Raw genomic sequence first — 17,617 nt, forward strand, 5'->3', positions numbered from 1 at the left:
AGCCGCTTTGAGATGGGCCAGCGGTCTGCGCCCTCCTCGTCGTGGATTAGGTCCGTCCAGTAGAGCAACAGTTCCGATAGAGCGGGCTGCCCCGCTTGAGCCAGCAAGAGGTCAACCACGGCCCGCAGCTGAGCCTTTGCAACAGGGCATCATTGGCCGATTCCAGCAGCAGTTCACCCAGTCCGTACTCAGCGGCCCAGGTTTTTGGAGTGTCTGCGTGCTGAGCAGCGTACGGGGCAAATGCTCGAAGCCGGGCGCTGTCCGCGTTCACGATGCCCCAGTCCTGCATCGCCTTATCGATCCACAGGCTGAGGTCTTCAGAGATTCGCGCCAGGCTGAGAGGTTCGTCGGCGCCCAGCTTCACCCCGCCTTCGCATCCTCAGGCTGTTTGATGCTCAGGACGCGGCTGGCGCCCGTTTGGTCGGTGGTTACGCCCCACAGCGCGTGGGCAATTTCCATCGTGGCTTTCTGGTGCGTGACCAGCAGAAACTGCGCGCCGCGTTCACTGAACAGCTTGAGGAAAGCGGTAAAGCGGCGAATGTTGGCCTCGTCCAGCGGGGCGTCCACCTCGTCCAGCACGGCCAGGGGGAGACCGCCCGCGCCGCCTTCTCCACCCGCATGATTGAGGGCAAACAGGAACCCCAGCCCTGCCATCGTGCGCTCCCCGGCCGAGAGCAGGGTCATCGAGCGCGTGCGCTTCCCCTTGGGCTGCACCGCCAGCCGCACGCCCCGAATCCGGCCAGCTTCGTCTGTCTCGTGTTCCAGTTCGCCCTGCCCGCCCAGTAACTCGGCGCTGTAATCACGGAAGGCCGCGTTCACGCGCGTCAGGGCGGCGGCGGTGGCCTGACCCTCGGCCACCTCAAGGTCAGTCAGGTGAGCGCGCAGCTCGGCGGCGGCTGTCTCGGCGTCGGTCACTTCGGCACGCTGGGCGTCTAACAGCCCCGCTTCGGCGGCGTGGTCGGACTCGGCACGGGCGTTGACCGGCCCCAGGGCCTCCAGGGCGGCGCGCACGCGGCCCAGTTCAGCTGTCCACTCGCGCGGGGTGCCGGGGGGCAGGCAGCCGTCGGGGAGGGGCTCTTGCAGCCCTTCACGCCGGGCCACCAGCAGGCGCAAGTCCTCCAGCCGGGCGCGCGCCTTGTTCTGGCTGGCAATGAGATTCGCGTAAGTCTGCGCCGCCTGCTCACGGGTGTACTCAGCGCGGGCGTATTCGTTCTCGTCTAGGGTGCCCAGCGCGGCCTCACGGCGTGCGACCTCGGCCTGGGCGTCCTGCACATGGCTTTCCTGGTTCTCAAGCGCGCCCGCACCTGCCTCCAGGCGGGCGCGCAGCTCACCGGCACGGGCGCGGCCGGTGCGGTAGGCGCGCCACGCGGCGTCGGCTTCGCGGGCCAGGGCCAGGGCCTCGGTGGCAGCGCGTTCGGCGGCGCGGCCTGTTTCGGCAGCGGCGCGGGCCTGGCTCAGCTCATGGTCCAGGGTGCCTAAGTCCGGCAGCGGCGCGGCGGAAGCAGCGGGCTCAGGCACCTCCGGCCCCAGCCGGGCGGCCAGACGGTCGCGGTGGGTTTCCAGGCTGCGGGCCTGCGCGCCCAGTTCGGTCACGCGGCGCTCGGCCTGCGTTTCCTCCTGGGCCGCGCGTTCGCGGGCCGTCAGTAGGGTGTCGTGCTGCGTCGCCCCGCCCCCCAGGGCCGCCTCCACCTTAGCCAGGTCGGTTCCCAGGCGCGTGCCCTGACGGTCGGCCTCCTCCAGTTCCGCGTCCAGTTCCTGAAATCGGCGCTGGTCGGCCAGCACGCCGCTCCCCGTATCACGCGCCCGGCCCCCAGTAATCGCGCCGCCCGGCTCTACCAATTCGCCGTCTAACGTGACCAACCGGGGGCGGCTGGCGTGACTGCGCGCAATCCGGTTGGCGGCGCGCAAGTCACGCACAACCAGCGTGTCGGCCAGAATCGCTTCACCAACCAGCGGTGGGTCACTGGGGCACAGGTCAGCCAGGTTGCCCACCACGCCGTCTTCACGCAGCAGGCCGCCGTCCCGCCGGGGCCGGGCGCGGATGAGATCCAGCGGCAGAAAGGTCGCGCGCCCACCCGTGCGCTTCAGCTCATCAATGATCTCGCGGGCGTCCTCGGCCCGGCCCACGACCACCTGTTCCAGGCGGCGGCCCAGCGCGGCCCCCACCGCCACCTCGTACTCGGCGGGCACGGTCAGCAGGTCGGCGACCGACCCCACGATGCCGGGGTGGTCCAGCCGCAGGGCGTTTCTGGCGCCCTCACCGTAGCGGGCGTAGGAATTGAGGGTCTGCTCTAGCCGCTCGCGTTCGCGGCGTAAGGGCGCCACGCTGGCATTCACGCGGGCCAGTTCGGCGCGCAGGTGGCGCTCCTGCGCCAGGGCCGCCTCGCGCTCAGCGGACAGGATGCGGTAAGCGCCCTCGGCCTGTTCGCGGGCGTGGCGGGCCGCTTCCAAGCGCTCGCCGGCCGCGTGCAGCCCCTCTGTCGTGGTGTCCAGATTGCCCTGCGCCCGGTCCAGTTCGGCGCGCAGGGTCTCCTGGCCGCCGGCCGCGCGGGCCTGAGCCTCAGCCGCGCGGGCGACCAGGGTGCGGGCCCGGGTCAGCTCGGCGTCCAGGCGGCGGGTGCGGGTTTCAGCCGTCTCTGCGGCAGCGCGAGCAGCCACCAGCGCCGCGTCCAAGGCGGCCAGATCAGGGGCCGGCTGGTCGGGGGCGCGGGTGGGCAGGGCCGCCCGTTCAGCGTCCAGGGCCGCGCGCTCCGCCACCAGATGATCGCGGTAGCGCGCGGCCTGGGCGGCGGCGTCGCGGGCGGCACGCAGGGTGTCTAGGGCGCCCGCGTAGGCGTCGCGGCGGGCGCGGGCCGCCTGGGCCGCCTCACGGGCAGTGTCCACAGCGGCCGCTGCCACCTGCACCTCGCGGCCCAGGGCGGCGCTACGGCCATCGAGGGCCTCGGCCTCGGCGCGCGCCCCGGCAATTTCGCGGGCCAGGGCCGCTTGGCGCTCGCGCTTGACGGCGTCATCTAAGGTCAAGACGCGCAGGCTCAGGGCGCGCCACTCGCGGGCTTCCTGGGCCGCGCGGGCCAGCCGGGCCAGGGCCGCTTCACGCTCCTGCAAGACCAGCCGCAGACTGTCCAGATGGGTGTCGGCCTCGCGCAGCCGGGCCTCGGTCTCCTGCCGGGCGGACACGGCGCGCGACAGTCCGGCGGCCTCCTGCACGTAGCCCAGCAGCGTCTTACCCTCGGCCTGCACCACCCCACTGACCTCGCCCTGGCCAATGACGGCCAGGCCCCCCGGCCCTAAGCCCGTGCCGCGCAGCGCCCCCTGCACGTCGCGCACGCGGGCGGCGCGGCCTCCCAGGTCCTGCTCGGCGGTGCCGTCGCGGTAGATGCGCCGGGCCAGATTGACGCGGCCTTCCGAGGTGTGCAGTTCCAGCTGCACCTCGGCCAGACCCAGCGGCGCTTTGCCCCCGCTGCCGTGAAAAATCAGCTCCGAGGCCCGGCCAGCGCGCAAGTCACGGGCGCGCGCCTGGTGGGTGGCCCAGCGAATGGCCTCCACGACGTTGCTCTTACCGCTGCCGTTGGGGCCAATCACCGCGCTGACCCCCGGCCCAAACTCCAGGCGGGTGCGGTCAGCAAAGCTCTTGAAGCCGTGCAGGGTGATGCTGCGGAGCATAGGGACCAGGAGGAGAGGGGTTAGGCGCCTGCAGACTACTTTGCAAGCACCTGAACCCGTTAAACCCCGCTTCTCCTCACAGGTCGGTGCAGTCCTGGCGCGTAAACGGCTCGCGCAGGTCCAGGTGGCCCAGGGTTTCGACCCGTTGCCCGTTCAGGAGGAAAGTCACGTCCTGGCCCCGGTCTTCCAGCAGGGTCCGGGTCAGGGTGCACAGCAGCATGCGCTCGCCGCTGGTTCCGTAGCGCAGGGCGCCGTAGGCTTCGGGCAGATCCACATAGAAGTGCTGACCCCGCAGGTAGATCTTGGGCGGCACGCTGCCTGCCGGCACCACGCCCAGGAACGACTTGTCGTAGGGGCCACGCGCCCACACGTCCACCGCCGCCTGCGCCAGGGCGCGCGGTCCCTGCTGCGCCACCTGAATGGTGCGCGTTTCGGGCCGCAGGCGCTGCACCTGGGTGTCGGTGAAGTACACCTTGACCTTCAGGGCCTGGCGCTCGGTCAGTTCGGGCCGGGGGGGCGTGGGCGTTGGTGGGGTGCGCTGCACTGCTTGCAATGCCAGGACCGCCCCCACCAGCAGCGCGGCGGCCACCACGTTAAACAGCGAGAACAGTTTGCGCAGGGCCATCATGGCTGCGCCCCCGCCTCAGCACTGATATTCGCGTTGTTGTTCGCCCGCGCCGTCAGGTAGGTGGCCACCGAGCGGGCCACGGCCCCGGCCATGATCTGCAGGCGCTGGTCCACGCCCAGCTTGGCCACGTCCTCGGCGTTGTTCGACCAGCCGAGTTCCAGCAGCAGCGCCGCCTGCGGGGCCTCACCCAGACTCAGGACGCGGGTGGTGCTTTCCTGGCGGGCCGTTACGCCGCCGCCCCGGAGTTCGCCGCGCAGCAGTTCGCTCAGGCGGCGGGTGCTGCCGGCCCCGGCCACCACCAGCGGCGCGTAGGGCGGCGCCGTGCCCGCGCGCAGGGTGTTCACGAGCTGCGAGCCGGCGCGGCCCGTCTGTTCGTACACCGTCACCCCGCTTCGCTTGGCGCCGGGCAGGCGCCCCAGGTCCAGGGCCAGGTACACGTCGCTCTGGCGGGCCAGACGCAGGGCGTCCTCGCGCGGCAGAGCGCTGGCGGCGTCTCGGGTCACGCGCACCTGCCAGCCGGCCTTGGTCAGCAGTTCAGCGGCGCGGCGAGACACTTCCAGGGTCACGTCGCGGCCCAGGCCCGAGACCCGCGCGGGGTCCAGCACGATCAGGGGCGCAGTGACGCGGGTCAGGACCTCAGGGCTGCTCCGCGCCACCCCAGGGCCGGCGTCCACAACCACGCGCACGTTGCCGGGGCGCACTACCTTGTAGACCCGGTAGCCGCTGGTGGCGGGCAGCGGCAGGGTCACGGTCAGGTCGCTGCCGGCCTTGGCCACCTCGGCCGACTTCACGAAGGCGCCGCGCGTGGTGTAGCGCCTTGCCTCGCCACTCAGGCCGCGCAGGGTCAGCACCACGCGGTCGCCGCGCTGCTCGTCCTGCACCGTCACGTCACGGCTGAGGTCCAGCACCAGGCGGTCGGTGTCGCGGCCCGCGCGGCTGCTAACGCCCAGCAACTGGGGCGGCGCCAGCGTGAATTTGCCGGGCTCGTACTGTGCGCCCAGGCCAGCGGCCAGGGTTTCTACCGGCAGGTAGAGGTTGCCGTTGACCAGGGTGGCCGCGCGGGCCTGCACCCGGCGGGCGTCCAGCTGCACGGTGTTGAAGTCGGTGGTGGCGCGCTGCTGGTCCTCGTCAATAGGCAGCAGCAGGGTGTGGCCCAGGCCAGTCACGCGCACGAGGCGGTTCTCGCGCGTGACGGTCAGCAGGCCGCTCAAGGCCGTCTGACTGGCGTACTCGGCGCCGTACAGCTGAATACTGTCCACCGTCTGCCCAGCCAGGCTCAGGCGGCTAAAGGCAATCTGGGCGCCCGCCAGGCCAATCAGCAGCAGGCCCGCACTTAGGGCACTCCACATGGCGCGCCGACCCAGCGGCGCTGGTCTGGGCGCCCTCACAGCTCGCGCAGCTCCCGGCGCACGGTCTTCTCGGCCTCGGCGCGGCGCTTGTCGTGCAGCTTCTTCCCGCGCGCCAGCGCCAGTTCGACCTTGAAATACTTGCCCTTCTGGTACAGCTTTGTGGGCACCAGCGTCAGCCCTTTTTGCTCCAGGCCACGCTTGAGCTTGCCAATTTCCTCACGGTGCAGCAGCAGGCGCCGGGTGCGCCGGGGTTCGTGGTTGTTGTAGGTGGCTTCCTTATAGGTGGGGATATACAGCCCCTCCAGGTCCACATTCCCACCATGCAGGCGCGCAAAAGCGTCCCGGAAGTCCACGCCGCCCGCCCGGATGCTCTTGACCTCGCTGCCGGTCAGACTGATCCCCGCTTCAAAGCGCTCCAGCAGTTCGTACTCGTAATGAGCGCGGCGGTTCGTGTACACAGGAGGCATTCTAGCAAGGGGCGGTGAGTGGTGAGTAGGCAGCGGGCGGCGGAGAAAACGGCCTGCTTGGCGCGCATGCAGGCCGTCTTCTCTCTTTCTCGCTCCGCTCGGGTTTCGTCAAGCATGCTGCTTGAGGAGGGTCAGAGGCCGTATTACCCCTTCTTCGGCTGGCTGGGCCGCACCTCCACCCGGCTGGGCAGCGTGCGGGCCGGCATCTTCAGCAGGTCCACCGTCAGCTGGGCCAGGTCTTCAGGCTGAATTTTCCAGGCGTCTTTCTGGTCGTCGGGCGTGTGGCCATTAAAGTGCGTGGCCACGCTGCCCGGCATGATCTGCGTCACCTTGATGCCCCGGTCGCGCAGGTCCAGCATCAGCACTTCGGAGAGGCCATTGAGACCAAACTTGCTGGCGTTGTAGGCGGCCCCGCCCGCAAACGGGTTCTTGCCCGCCAGGCTGGAGAGGGTGAAGATGTACCCGCCGCGCGCGGAGAGGGCCGGAATGGCGGCCTTGACCGTGTAAAAAGCGCCGCTGAGGTTGGTGTCGATCACGTCTTGCCACTGCTCGATGGTCAGGTCGGCCACGCTGGCAAAATGACCCACCCCCGCATTGACGAACAGGACATCCAGGCCGCCAAAAGCCTGAACGTGGGCGTCTACCGCCGCCTGTACCGCCTGCGGGTCTTTCACATCACAGGCCACGCCCCGTGCGCCTTCGCCTAAGGCGGCCGCCACCGCTTCGATCTCGGCCTGGTGACGGCTAGTGAGGGTCACGTGGTACCCCTCGGCCACCAGCGCGCGCGCCACCGCTTCGCCAATGCCCTTGCTGGCCCCCATAATAAAGGCGCTTTTCTGTGTGTTCGCCGTGTTGGTCATGCGCGGACGCTAACACGACCCGGCGGCGCCGCAGTGTAGGGGCGCCGCCAGTCTGAAGAAAGCTCAGTCTGAAATCTGAAAAAGCCGAGAGGCGTTGCGGTTCCGTACTCACAGCGGAACTCAGCGTGGTTGAGGGGTATGATCCTCAGCCACGCTGAGGCAAACACAGTAAGTCTCTGTAAGAGACAGCGGCGAAAGTGGAGGGGCGTGGTTGGCCCCTCAATAGAACTGGCAGCCGCTGTCGGAGAAGCCGTGAAAAGCGCCGCTGCTGGACTTCCCCACACCCCACCTCCCGCCCCTTACGGCAGGCGCTGGGCCAGCTGGTCATACATGTAGTTCACGAATTCCGCGCGGTAACGCAGCAGCACCGAGATACCAAACGATTCGTTCAAGACCACGTTCTGCCCTTCCGGCACCCGGAACTCCAGCCGCGCGCCCAGCTTGTTCCAGGGCACCAGCGAGCGCGGGGCCACAAACACGGGGCGCACCTGAATGGCTCCTGGCGCCGCCGCGTTGTCGGTGATGGTCGCCCTGGGATAACGGCGCTTGATGGCGCCGCCGCTGTCGCGTTTCATGGCCGCCAGGATGCTGGCGCGCTGCTCGGCACTCACAAGGTTCTGGTTGCCTTCAATGACCGGGTCGAGAATCACGTAGGTGGCGGCGGCCAGGCGGGCACCTGTCCAGTTAGACGGCGCCGCCTGGGCAGAGGCAGCCGTCAGGCCCAGAGCGGCGGTGAGGGGCAAAAGCGTCTTCATGGGGACCAGTGCAACACACGCCACCTGACGCCGCGTGAAGTCCCCGTGAGGGTCACCGAGCGGCCGGCTGCCCCGAAAGGTGTTTTCTGCGTCGGCGCCGGGGACCAGCGGCCCACTACAGTGGGGCCATGCAAGACCTACTGAGCGTCATGCGGCGCCTGCGTGGCCCCGGCGGCTGCCCCTGGGATCAGGAGCAGACCCACGAGTCCCTGCGGCCCTACCTGCTGGAAGAAGCGGCTGAGGCCGCCGACGCTGTGGCCAGCGCAGACCGCACAGAACTGGCCGACGAACTGGGTGACGTGCTCCTGCAGGTGGCCTTTCACAGCGTGATTGCCGAGGAAGAAGGCACCTTCGCCTATCCCGACGTCGAGCGCGCCATCGTGGACAAGCTGGTGCGGCGTCACCCCCACGTCTTTGGGGACGTAGCAGTCACCGACAGTGCCGAGGTCGTGCGCAACTGGCAGGCCATCAAGGCGGCTGAGGGCGGAGCAACACAGGGCCAGCCCCGCCGGCCCTCGCAGCGGGTGCCCGCCGGGCTGGGCGCCCTGGCCCGTGAGGCGCAGGCGCAGCAGCTGGCGGGCACCGGGGCCGCTGACGCGCAGGCGACGGCCATCACCGACCTGACCCAGGCGGCGGCCACCCCCGAAGGCGTGGCCGCCGCCCTGGCCGCCGTGGTCACGTGGGCCCGTGCGGCGGGCGTGGACCCCGAACTGGCCCTGCGCGACCACACCGCCGCCACCCTGCGTGCGCTGGACGGTAGCGCGTGACCGGCTTCCCTGCGCCCGACCCTCTGGACACCGCCCTGGCCGACCCCTGGGCCGCCTGGGTGGGGGGCCGCGAGCGCCGCACCCTGCATCTGCCGGATTACCGCCGAGCGGCGGTGCTGGTAGGCCTGACGCTAGAACCCAACCCGCGCGTGCTGCTCACGGTCCGCTCGGCCGAACTGCCCACCCACAAGGGGCAGATCAGTTTTCCCGGAGGCAGCCTGGAAGCGGGCGAGGATGTGGTGGCGGGCGCCCAGCGAGAGGCCGAGGAAGAGGTGGGCCTGGACGCGGCGCAGGTGCAGGTGCTGGGCACCCTGGACGATGTGTTCACGCCTGTGGGCTTCCACGTCACTCCGGTGCTGGCGCGTCTTCCAGCCGAGCCCACGCTGACCCTCTCGGGCGAGGTGGCGCAGATCCTGCTGCCCTCCCTGGCCGACCTGCGCGCGCTGCCGGTTCTCCGTGAAAGTCGCCGCCTCCCGGACGGCACCCTGGTCCCCCTCTACCGCTATCCCTGGCAGGGGCACGACATCTGGGGCATGACGGCGCGCGTGCTGCACGACCTGCTCACCCACGGCCCACAACTCTAAAAACACCCCTACCAGGTGGCAGGGGTGCGGGTGAAAGCTGGGATTAGCGGGTAGGCGTAATCGTGATCTGGCCGTTCTGCGTCACGTTGTACGTGCTGCTGAAGGTGCGGTAGCCCGGCGCCACCATGATGATCTCGTGGCTGCCACGCGACACGCGCACGTTCAGGACGCCGTTGCGGATGGTGCCGACTTCATCGCCGTCCACGAACACGCGGCCCGCCACGCTGCTGCGGATGGTGATGGTGTACTGGGTGGGCGCGGGGGCCGGGGCAGGCGTCACGGCCTGGGCGAACTCCACGTTCAGGTTGGTCGTGCTGCCGGCGCGGATGGCCAGGGTGGTCGTGTAGTCACGGTAACCAGGGGCCTGGACACGCACGGGGTAGGTGCCGGCGCGCAGGTTGCTGTAGGTGACGTTGGCGCCGCCCAGTCGCTGTCCATTGAGGATCACGGTGGCGTTGTTCACGTTGGTGCCCACAAACAGGCTGCCAGTGGCCACGGGGTTACGGGCCGCCACAGTGTAGAAGGCGGTGTCGCTGACCCAGCTGTTCTGGGGCAGGGGGTTGACCACGATGCTCAGGGCCTGCGCCAGCCCTGCCTGGTTCTTGGCGTTCACGGTGGCAAACTGATCCTGCGTGGTCTTAAAGGAGCTGATCTGGTCGAGATTCAGTTCCGTCAGGCTGGCCAGGGCCAGCACCTTGTTCTGGCCAATGGGGCCAGCCACGGTGTAATTGAAGTTGTCATCGGCCGAAGGGAAGGTCTTGGTGGTGCCGGCCTTCACGAAGTTGCTCTCGGACAGGCGGTTGGGCAGGATCTGGTCCACGCTGCCGTCGGGGTTCACGTTAAACAGGTAGACGTAAGCGTCCCGGTTGGCGCTGGCGCTGATAGAGATCTTGTCGCCCACGCGGTAGGCAGGGTTCTGGGCGCCGCTGGCGTCCTTGTCCACGCGCACGCTGACCTGCAGGTCCGGCTGGGTGGGGTTCACGATGATGCTCTGGGCGCTAATCTTGGGTGCCGCAGCGGCCGTGCTCAGCAGCAGGGCCGCAGGAATAAACAGGAACTTCTTCATGTCGTACCTCCGAGAAGCAGCCTACGGGGGACAACATGACGCACCGTGAGCCAGATAGGGTGCTTTGTTAATGGTGCTTCAGGTCACCGTCAGAGAGGTGACGCCTGCCTGATGGACGCCGAAAACAGGCGAGCTGGGCGCACAAAAGAAGACAGTACGAAAGAGCTTTGCTTTGACATTGGTCTGGCGCCAGCATGGATGAGGCTGGCCAGGCCCGGAGCAGGCCCCAGCGTCCCTTAGCGAATCACCCGCGCCGGCTCGACCCCAGCCGCCCGGCGGGCCGGAATCAGGGCGGCCAGCAGGGTCGTCACCAACCCAATGGCGTTGACGCCCAGCACGTCCGTCCAGCGCACCTCAACCGGCAGGGTCGTGATGAAATACAGGTCGCCGGGCAACGAGAACGGCCGCACCGTGAAATACGCGCTGATGCCCAGGCCCAGCAGGTTGCCCAGCAGAAGTCCGCCCAGTCCCAGCGCCAGCCCTTCTATCAGAAAGACGCGGGTAATCAGGGAACGGGTGGCCCCAATGGCGCGCAGAATGGCAATTTCCTGGGTTTTCTCGAAGACGGCCAGGGTCAGCACATTGGCAATGCCGAAGGCCGCCACCACCACGATCAGCAGCACCACGAAAGCGATGACCTTTTTTTGCAGCGCGAGCTGGTCCAGCAGCGTGCCGTACAAGCTTTGCCACGGCAGCGGCGAGTAGGCCCGCGTGCGCGTCAGGTCGCTCCCCACCGCTGGGGCCTGGTCCGGGTCACGCAGCCGCAGCTGATAGCCCGTGACGCTGCTGGTCTGCTGCAGGGCCTGGAGCGTTCCCAGATTGGTAAAGGCGTATGCCGAGTCAATCAGGTAGTTGCCCGTGGAAAAGACGCCGCGCACCCGCAAACTAGTGCGGCGCTGGGTGCTGTTGAGCAGGCGCACGGTGTCGCCCGTAAAGGCCCCCACACTGCGGGCCAGGGCGGCGCCCAGCAGCACCTCGCCGTCTTTCAGGCTGCCCAGGGCCGCGCCTTCCTCAGGGGACAGTTGCAACACGCGCCGGGCGTCGCCAGTGACCCCAAACAGCGTAGTGAAATCCACCCCCGCCCCCCGCCCCGCCGAGGCGGGCCGGGTGAGCAGCCCCTTATCCGCCAGGAAGGGGGTAAACGCCTGCACGCGGGAGTCGGCCTGCATGGCGCGTTCCAATTCGCGGTCACGGGCCTGCGAGGTGTAGGCGGTCACGCTCAGGTGGGGGCTGGCGCGCAGCGTGGCGTCTACCAGGGCGCGGGTAAAGCCATTGGTCAGGCTCAGGGCCGCAATCAGGGCCATGACGCCGACCGCGATGCCCAGAATCGTCAGGGTGTTCTGCATGCGGCGGCGGCGCAGGTGGGCGCGCGCCAGTCGCCAGGGCAGGGCGCGGTCGGGGGCAGGCATGTCGGGGCCGAGGATAACAGACCGCCCCCACCCGGCAGCCTGGCTCGGGTGGGGGCGGTCTCTGGGGGTCAGCGAACGGCCGTAATACGAATCTGGCGCGCGCCCCAGTTCAGGGCCTCGGTACGGGTGGGCATCCAGATGTCCACGCTGTTGGTTTTGCGGGCTGCCATCGTGTCTTCCACCATAAAGACGCGCCCCCTGAGCATGGAGTTGTAGCGCCCACTCAGGTCTTCAATCGTGACGCGGGTGCCGTAGGGAAAGACGCGCAGCAGGTCGCGGGACAGGGCCACCACGCCGGGGCGGGTGCGGGTTCCGGTGGCTGTGATGAATGGGGTGGCGTCGGTCTGTCCCGGCACGCTGTTGTAGGCCGTGGAGCGCGCAATGGCCGTCTTGCCCCGGATAGGCGTCAGGGCCACGGGCTCGCGCACCGCCTGGGTGCTGGCAATAGCTGCGGCGCGGTTCTGGGCCGCCTGCTGCGCGGCACTGGGGGCGGCCGGCACAGCAGGGCGAACCGTCAGGGCGTCACGGACGGCGGCGGCGGCCACGCTACTGTCGGGCAGCGCGGGGGTGGCGCAGGCACTGCCCGCCAGCAGGGCGGCGGCGCAGATGGATTGAAAAATGGTGTAAGACATGCACACTCCAACGAGCGCAGCGTCAAGGCACGCGCCCGGTTGTCGTCAGAAGTTGGGTTGGGAGCAGATGAAGCTCAGGTCTCTTCGTGCATGAGCGTAATGGGACGAGATGGCAGTTTTCTAAGAATTAGGCAATTTACCTCTCATTTTAATTTTAAAATTATCTGTAGATCAGTTCAAATTGACGGAGAAATCTCGGCAGAGAGACGGTCTCTAAAATGAGACATGTTCTAATCGTCTCATTTAGTTTCTCATCGGAAACTGAGTTCTGGGTCGGCCAAGTGGCTTATTTCACGCTCGCCCAGCCAACCCATAGGCAGTAATAGGGTGCAGGCTGACACTTCAGACGTGAGACGGCCTGAGAGAGTCGCCAAGCTTCTGCTGACCGGGGGCTCAACTTCTCAGGCCGTCTCATTTTTTACTCATTCAGAATTGACTACGGTTGATCGTCTTTCTGATCGGGTACCGGCACCGCGCCCCAGCGCGAGAGTGTGTCTGCCGAAATGGCGCGGAACAGGGGGGCGGCCAGTTGTGAGCCGTGATACTCACGTTTGGCGCCCCGTACCATCACGGCAATCGTGATCCGCGGAGACTCGACGGGAAAGAAACCCGCAAACACGCTGTCATACACCGTGCTGGAGTAGCGGCCGTCAATGACCACCTGCGCTGTACCAGTCTTGCCGGCCAGGTCGTAGCCTTTAATCGTGTTGGTCTCGATGCGCTCGATGACGCTCTTGAGCATGTGCCGGGTCTCGCGGGCCACCTCGGGGCGCAGGACATCGCGCTTTTCCATGCCAGCCTCGCCCTCGACCAGACGCGGCGAGATATAGCGGCCGTCATTGGCCAGCACGTTGAAGGCGGCGGCCAGTTGCAAGGTGGTGCTGCTCATGCCCTGACCAAAGGCGTTGGTGGCGCGCACAAGGTCGCTCCAGCGGCTCAGGGGTTGCAGCTGTCCACTGGCGGCCGGCACGGTTGGCAGCGCGACCTCCTGCCCAAAACCGTACTGCTGGAGGTAACCGCGCATCTGCTCTTTGGGAAAGTGCTCGACGATATGGGTCATGCCCACGTTGCTGCTGTACTGCAGCACACCCACGGTCGAGAGGCTCTTGGGGTGCGCCACGCTGTCGCCAATGCGGCTGCCCCAGCGCCCGCCTACAAAGCGGCTCATGGGGGTATCGTAGACCGTGCTGGGCGTGGTCAGCCTCTCGTTCATGGCGGCGGCGACCACCAGGGCCTTGACCGTGGACCCTGGCTCGAACCGGTCCAGAAAGGCCCGGTTGCGCCGCGCGCCCTCACTGTGGCTGCGCCAGGTATTGGGGTCAAAGGGCGGATAGCTGGCGGCGGCCAGCACGCGCCCGGTGCGCGTTTCCAGGACCACCACCGCGCCGTATTCCCCCTGATGCTCGGGCACGGCGCGGGCCAGCGCCGCCTCAGCCGAGGCCTGCACCCCGGTGTCAATGGTCAGTTTCAGGGGCTGCCCCGCCGTCAGTAGACCGTCGTAAGCGTGTTCCAGACCTTCCAAGCCCTCGGTGGCGCCCATCATGCCGATCAGCTGGCCGGCCAGGCTGCCCTGCGGGTAGACGCGCTTGCCTTTGACACTGGTGGCCAGCACCCGCCCGTCGGCCGACAGCACCGGGCCGCGCGCCTGCACGGCGGTTTGCCTTGCGGCCTGCGGCACGCCCCACTCCAGCTGGGCATACGCCCACACCAGGGTCAGGAACATCAGCAGCGCCATGAAGCGCATGAAATAGGAGCGGTTACGAATCTTTACTTCCAAAGCGTCTTCACCTCCACGGTGCGGGCGGGGGGCGCCGCAACGGGCGCCGCCGGAACAGGCTGAAAGGTCGCGGTTTCTCTGGGCACGTCGGTCAGGCGGCGCATGCCGTTCTGGGCAGCCCAGTCCAGCAGGCGCCGCCGACTTTCCAGGGTCTGAAGCTGCACTGACAGGTCTGCACTCTGGGTCGTCAGCGCCGCTTCTCTGGCCTGCGCCGCTTTCAGGGCTGGGCGCACGTCGCGCGTCAGGGCGCGCACGCTGACCAGGGCGGTCACCAGCGCCAGATAAATCAGGACGTAGCGCACGGCCCGCGCCCGCCAGGTGGGCAAGCTGGTGTCCAGCGCCGACCAGCGGGGGATATACCACGCCAGCGACCAGCTGCTGCCCTTCAGGCGCGTCACGCGGCCTCCACCTTCTCGGCGGCGCGCAGTTTAGCGCTGCGGGCGCGGGGATTCGTGGCCTGCTCGCTCTCGGCAGCCACCACCGGCCGTTTGGTGAGGGGGTGCAGGCTGGTGCTGCCCAGCAAGAAGCGTTTGACGATTCGGTCTTCCAGCGAATGAAAGCTGATCACGGCCAGACGCCCATTGGGGGCCAGCAGGGTCTGGGCAGCCTCCAGACCGTCCCGCAGCGCGCCCAGTTCGTCGTTGACGTGAATGCGCAGGGCCTGGAAGGTGCGCCGCGCCGGGTGGATGCCCTTGGAAAAGCCGGGGTAGGCCCGCTTCACGATGTCGGCCAGCTGCACGGTGGTCTCGATAGGCGCCTGCTCGCGCGCCCAGACGATGCCGCGCGCAATCCGGCGCGAGAGGCGGTCTTCGCCGTACTCGTAGATGATGGCGGCGAGGTCTTCTTCCTCGTAGGTATTCACTACATCGGCGGCGCTCTCGCCAGCCTGACTCATGCGCATGTCCAGCGGCGCCTCGGTGTGGTAGGAAAAGCCGCGCCCAGCGTCATCCAGCTGAAAACTGCTGACGCCGATGTCCAGCAAGATGCCGTCTACCTGGGTCACGCCCTGCGCGGCCAGCAGCGCCGTCATGTCGCGGTAGTTGCCCTGCAAGACGCGCAGGCGCTCTGGCTGGGCGGCGCGGGCACGTTCCAGCGCATAGGGGTCCTGGTCGATGCCATATACAGAGGCGCCTGCGGCCAGCAGCAGGCCCGTATGACCAGCGCCGCCCAGGGTGCCATCTACAAAGATCTTCCCAGGGGCTGGTTGGAGCGCTTCCAGAACCTCGGCAGCGAGCACGGGCACATGAGAGAGAGGCGGCGGGGAGGCGAGTTCAGACAGAGCCGGGCTCTGGGTGGAATCAGGATCAGGAGACAGCTTGTCAGTCATGGTTAGGCCACAAAATTTGCCAGAAGGTCAGGTTTGGGTGGGTTGTTCTGGACGGCGCCAATGGCCGCGTCCCAGCGCGGCGGACTCCACAGTTCCAGGCGGCCTGGCGCGCCCGCCACGATGACCTCGCTCTCCAGGGCGGCAAAGCCCCTGAGGGTCTGCGGCACCGAGACGCGGCTCTGGTTGTCCAGCCGGGCCTTATTGGCCCCGGAATAGAAGAAGCGCACAAAGGCGCGCGACTCGGCGTCGGTGAGGGGCAGGCCCTCCAGCTGCTCTTCAACGCGCTTCCAGCTGGCCAGGGGAAACACGTACAGGCAGCCTTCCATACCGCGCGTCAGAATCATCCCGTCCTCCACGAATTCACGGAACGCGGGGGGCATGACCACGCGGCCCTTGTCATCAATGGTGTATGGGTATTCGCCAAACGGCACACACGTCTCCTCTTTCCCACCCCGTCCCACCTGAGCGGTGGAGGCACTGGGCAGCCCACCTCAACCATGAACACGCGCTCAACGCCTTTTGGTTGATGGGGGGAGTGTAACAGCCGTTTCCACGAATTACCACCGATTCCCACCTGGCCTCCACTTTTCCCCCACCGCATCCCCCCTCTCCCCACGCCGGGCCTTCTGGCGGGACACGTGGCACCCCGCACCGGCCTAGCCTGAGGGAGATGCGTTCTGTTCAGACTCTGCAAGTGGGCGCTGTGTTGGCAGCGCTGGCGGTGGCGCTGGGGGCTTTTGCGGCGCACGGCCTGGATGGCCGCCTGACCCCCGAACATCTGGCCACCTTTGAAACGGCGGCCCGCTACCAGATGTACGCTGCCCTGGCGCTCCTGGCCCTGGGCACCCAGTCAGGACAACGCCGCGCTCCTATAGTGCTGCTGGCCGGGAGCGTCATTTTCAGTGGGAGCCTGTATACCCTGGCGCTGAGCGGCATCAGCGTACTGGGCGCGGTGGCGCCGGTAGGCGGCCTCCTGCTGATCGTGGGGTTTGTGGTGGCAGCGATAGACGCCGGGAAGGGACGGTAAAGGGTCAGTCTATCTCAGCCCCTTTGCCCATTCAGAAGCAGGCCGCCTCAGATTGAGGCGGCCTGCCCTGTACGGGGGAACTGTAAGCCGGGTTCTGTCCATCGCTTGCGCGACTGTTCGGCCATCTCTCTGGGACGCGCATCGCTGCGCGCCTCAAGCAACCATCCTGGCGGTCATCGGGCGGGCCAGCCCTACCGCACTGTCGGGTCTTGCACCAGATGGGGTTAACCAGACGCCCCCAGTCTCCTGAGGGCCTGGTGCGCTCTTACCGCACCGTTTCACCCTGACCACGCGCCCGCCCACGCCGGGGCTTTACGTTCTGCACGCCAGTGCGTGGCGGTCTCGTTTCTGTGGCACTGTCCTTCGGCTTCGCCGCCACCCAGGCCCCGGACGCAGGCACTGGGCACTTGACTCGCCGACCAGCCGTTAGCTGGCATCTTTGGCCCTGCGGTGCCCGGACTTTCCTCACCTGCGTTCACAGGCGCGGCCGAAGCATTCCCCCGCAAGAGAGGAGCATAGCAGACGGGGGCAAGGACTTTCTGGGCTGGCAATCTTGTGGACCACGGGCAAGCGCTGCTGTCACTGACAGTCCAGTACCGAGAGGAGAGAAAGAAAAACTCCGCCTGCGTGATGGTCTTCTGGTCGAGCCGAGGAAAGCCGAACCGCTGTCCCCTCCCGTGTCAATCTCATTGAATCTGTCCAGCTTCACCCAGGTGGAACTCAGCAGAGCCTATTTCCCTGGGTGGGACGCACCTGGAACCCAACGCCAACCCAGTAAGATCGCTAGCAGTGCGGCCTCTCCTCTCTCCGCGTAGCCACCCTAGGCGCTGCACCCAAGAGCCAGCACCACTCTCAGCTAGGCCTTTATCGCCCTGACCTGATAAAGAGCGGGCGTAGGGTATTCAGGAGCAGCAAAAGCGCCCCAAGACCACCCAGGCCAGCCGCGAGGATGTGCCAGGGTTCATTGACGGGCAGCCACTGTGTTTCTTCCCAGGAAAAGAAAGCCACAAAGGCCGCCGAAAGCAGAGCGTTGAGATACAGCATCCGCGCAGCTTACGCGCTTAGCCTGCCTGCTTCAGAAAGATGAGCAGCAGGCCCAGGTCCACCCACAGCAGCAGGGTACTCAGACGCGTCACCCAGGGATTTGGGCGTGGAAAAGAACGGTTACGGCGGCGCTTTCTCGGCACAGGGGCGCCACTGTAGCACCGCCTTCTCGACATTCGCCACACCTCCGCTTCCTTGACGATCTCTCAGGGCCTGGGCCCGAAGGTGTTGGCCACCAGAATAGAACGCAGCCGGACCAGCA

Annotated in this window: 18 protein-coding genes and 1 other RNA gene; 3 read left to right on the top strand and 16 right to left on the bottom strand. The window is 67.4% G+C overall.

Annotation, left to right across the window (positions count from 1 at the left end; all coding sequences use genetic code 11):
• Positions 1-46 precede the first annotated feature (46 nt).
• From GO986_RS07685 to GO986_RS07715, 7 genes are all read right to left on the bottom strand, one after another.
• Positions 47-364 (bottom strand): hypothetical protein, encoded by a 318-nt coding sequence (locus GO986_RS07685; RefSeq protein ID WP_157458712.1) that lies wholly within the window; start codon positions 362-364, stop codon positions 47-49.
• Positions 361-3,663, bottom strand: a complete 3,303-nt coding sequence (locus GO986_RS07690) for an SMC hinge domain-related protein (protein ID WP_157458713.1) — start codon at positions 3,661-3,663, stop codon at positions 361-363. Before GO986_RS07690 ends, GO986_RS07685 begins: the two co-directional genes overlap by 4 nt.
• Before the next feature lie 76 nt (positions 3,664-3,739).
• Positions 3,740-4,291, bottom strand: a complete 552-nt coding sequence (locus tag GO986_RS07695; RefSeq protein ID WP_232337549.1) for a GerMN domain-containing protein — start codon at positions 4,289-4,291, stop codon at positions 3,740-3,742.
• A complete protein-coding gene (locus tag GO986_RS07700; protein WP_157458813.1) occupies positions 4,288-5,640 on the bottom strand; it encodes an N-acetylmuramoyl-L-alanine amidase in 1,353 nt (450 codons plus the stop codon). The genes GO986_RS07695 and GO986_RS07700 overlap by 4 nt, the downstream gene beginning before the upstream one ends.
• Positions 5,641-5,675: 35 nt before the next feature.
• Entirely contained in the window at positions 5,676-6,107 is a 432-nt protein-coding gene (gene smpB / locus GO986_RS07705; protein WP_157458714.1) for an SsrA-binding protein SmpB, read from the bottom strand.
• A gap of 143 nt (positions 6,108-6,250) precedes the next feature.
• Positions 6,251-6,967 (bottom strand): SDR family oxidoreductase, encoded by a 717-nt coding sequence (locus GO986_RS07710; RefSeq protein ID WP_157458715.1) that lies wholly within the window; start codon positions 6,965-6,967, stop codon positions 6,251-6,253.
• A 299-nt stretch (positions 6,968-7,266) separates the two neighbouring features.
• Positions 7,267-7,722: a hypothetical protein gene (locus tag GO986_RS07715; RefSeq protein ID WP_157458716.1), complete on the bottom strand. Its 456-nt coding sequence runs from the start codon at positions 7,720-7,722 to the stop codon at positions 7,267-7,269.
• 128 nt (positions 7,723-7,850) lie between these two features.
• Here GO986_RS07715 and GO986_RS07720 point away from each other — a divergent pair, with 128 nt between their 5' ends.
• Together GO986_RS07720 and GO986_RS07725 are read left to right on the top strand one after the other, a co-directional pair.
• On the top strand, positions 7,851-8,489 hold the full coding sequence (locus tag GO986_RS07720; protein WP_157458717.1) for a MazG family protein: 639 nt from the start codon (positions 7,851-7,853) through the stop codon (positions 8,487-8,489).
• On the top strand, positions 8,486-9,073 hold the full coding sequence (locus GO986_RS07725) for an NUDIX hydrolase (RefSeq protein WP_369409236.1): 588 nt from the start codon (positions 8,486-8,488) through the stop codon (positions 9,071-9,073). The genes GO986_RS07720 and GO986_RS07725 overlap by 4 nt, the downstream gene beginning before the upstream one ends.
• Before the next feature lie 43 nt (positions 9,074-9,116).
• Here the strand turns inward: GO986_RS07725 and GO986_RS07730 are convergent, their stop codons facing one another.
• The 7 genes from GO986_RS07730 to mraZ form a co-directional block, all read right to left on the bottom strand.
• Entirely contained in the window at positions 9,117-10,139 is a 1,023-nt protein-coding gene (locus tag GO986_RS07730) for a DUF4384 domain-containing protein (RefSeq protein WP_157458718.1), read from the bottom strand.
• Between the two features lie 236 nt (positions 10,140-10,375).
• The gene (locus GO986_RS07735; protein ID WP_157458719.1) at positions 10,376-11,548 is read right to left on the bottom strand and encodes an ABC transporter permease; all 1,173 of its coding nucleotides are present in this window, start codon (positions 11,546-11,548) and stop codon (positions 10,376-10,378) included.
• A 68-nt stretch (positions 11,549-11,616) separates the two neighbouring features.
• The gene (locus tag GO986_RS07740) at positions 11,617-12,180 is read right to left on the bottom strand and encodes a 3D domain-containing protein (protein ID WP_157458720.1); all 564 of its coding nucleotides are present in this window, start codon (positions 12,178-12,180) and stop codon (positions 11,617-11,619) included.
• Between the two features lie 436 nt (positions 12,181-12,616).
• On the bottom strand, positions 12,617-13,957 hold the full coding sequence (locus tag GO986_RS07745; protein WP_157458721.1) for a peptidoglycan D,D-transpeptidase FtsI family protein: 1,341 nt from the start codon (positions 13,955-13,957) through the stop codon (positions 12,617-12,619).
• Positions 13,948-14,355, bottom strand: coding sequence for a hypothetical protein (locus GO986_RS07750; RefSeq protein ID WP_369409237.1), 408 nt, complete (start codon positions 14,353-14,355; stop codon positions 13,948-13,950). Before GO986_RS07750 ends, GO986_RS07745 begins: the two co-directional genes overlap by 10 nt.
• Positions 14,352-15,284, bottom strand: coding sequence for a 16S rRNA (cytosine(1402)-N(4))-methyltransferase RsmH (gene rsmH, locus GO986_RS07755; protein ID WP_157458722.1), 933 nt, complete (start codon positions 15,282-15,284; stop codon positions 14,352-14,354). Before rsmH ends, GO986_RS07750 begins: the two co-directional genes overlap by 4 nt.
• Positions 15,285-15,286: 2 nt before the next feature.
• On the bottom strand, positions 15,287-15,715 hold the full coding sequence (mraZ, locus tag GO986_RS07760; RefSeq protein ID WP_224574634.1) for a division/cell wall cluster transcriptional repressor MraZ: 429 nt from the start codon (positions 15,713-15,715) through the stop codon (positions 15,287-15,289).
• Between the two features lie 239 nt (positions 15,716-15,954).
• Between mraZ and GO986_RS07765 the strand changes: the two genes are divergently transcribed.
• The gene (locus tag GO986_RS07765; protein ID WP_157458724.1) at positions 15,955-16,311 is read left to right on the top strand and encodes a DUF423 domain-containing protein; all 357 of its coding nucleotides are present in this window, start codon (positions 15,955-15,957) and stop codon (positions 16,309-16,311) included.
• A gap of 67 nt (positions 16,312-16,378) precedes the next feature.
• Here the strand turns inward: GO986_RS07765 and rnpB are convergent.
• Together rnpB and GO986_RS23205 are read right to left on the bottom strand one after the other, a co-directional pair.
• Positions 16,379-16,815: RNase P RNA component class A (gene rnpB, locus GO986_RS07770), an RNA gene on the bottom strand.
• Between the two features lie 557 nt (positions 16,816-17,372).
• Positions 17,373-17,498, bottom strand: a complete 126-nt coding sequence (locus GO986_RS23205) for a hypothetical protein (RefSeq protein ID WP_255449270.1) — start codon at positions 17,496-17,498, stop codon at positions 17,373-17,375.
• Positions 17,499-17,617: the final 119 nt, after the last annotated feature.

Source organism: Deinococcus arboris, from assembly GCF_009755355.1.
Taxonomy (GTDB): domain Bacteria; phylum Deinococcota; class Deinococci; order Deinococcales; family Deinococcaceae; genus Deinococcus; species Deinococcus betulae.

What these genes read in the sequence shown, in the direction of transcription:
- GO986_RS07690 (WP_157458713.1), bottom strand. Translation starts at nt 3,663, where the DNA reads ATGCTCCGCAGCATCACCCTGCACGGCTTCAAGAGCTTTGCTGACCGC.
- GO986_RS07695 (WP_232337549.1), bottom strand. Translation starts at nt 4,291, where the DNA reads ATGATGGCCCTGCGCAAACTGTTCTCGCTGTTTAACGTGGTGGCCGCC.
- GO986_RS07700 (WP_157458813.1), bottom strand. Translation starts at nt 5,640, where the DNA reads ATGTGGAGTGCCCTAAGTGCGGGCCTGCTGCTGATTGGCCTGGCGGGC.
- smpB (WP_157458714.1), bottom strand. Translation starts at nt 6,107, where the DNA reads ATGCCTCCTGTGTACACGAACCGCCGCGCTCATTACGAGTACGAACTG.
- GO986_RS07710 (WP_157458715.1), bottom strand. Translation starts at nt 6,967, where the DNA reads ATGACCAACACGGCGAACACACAGAAAAGCGCCTTTATTATGGGGGCC.
- GO986_RS07715 (WP_157458716.1), bottom strand. Translation starts at nt 7,722, where the DNA reads ATGAAGACGCTTTTGCCCCTCACCGCCGCTCTGGGCCTGACGGCTGCC.
- GO986_RS07720 (WP_157458717.1), top strand. Translation starts at nt 7,851, where the DNA reads ATGCAAGACCTACTGAGCGTCATGCGGCGCCTGCGTGGCCCCGGCGGC.
- GO986_RS07730 (WP_157458718.1), bottom strand. Translation starts at nt 10,139, where the DNA reads ATGAAGAAGTTCCTGTTTATTCCTGCGGCCCTGCTGCTGAGCACGGCC.
- GO986_RS07735 (WP_157458719.1), bottom strand. Translation starts at nt 11,548, where the DNA reads ATGCCTGCCCCCGACCGCGCCCTGCCCTGGCGACTGGCGCGCGCCCAC.
- GO986_RS07740 (WP_157458720.1), bottom strand. Translation starts at nt 12,180, where the DNA reads ATGTCTTACACCATTTTTCAATCCATCTGCGCCGCCGCCCTGCTGGCG.
- rsmH (WP_157458722.1), bottom strand. Translation starts at nt 15,284, where the DNA reads ATGACTGACAAGCTGTCTCCTGATCCTGATTCCACCCAGAGCCCGGCT.
- GO986_RS07765 (WP_157458724.1), top strand. Translation starts at nt 15,955, where the DNA reads ATGCGTTCTGTTCAGACTCTGCAAGTGGGCGCTGTGTTGGCAGCGCTG.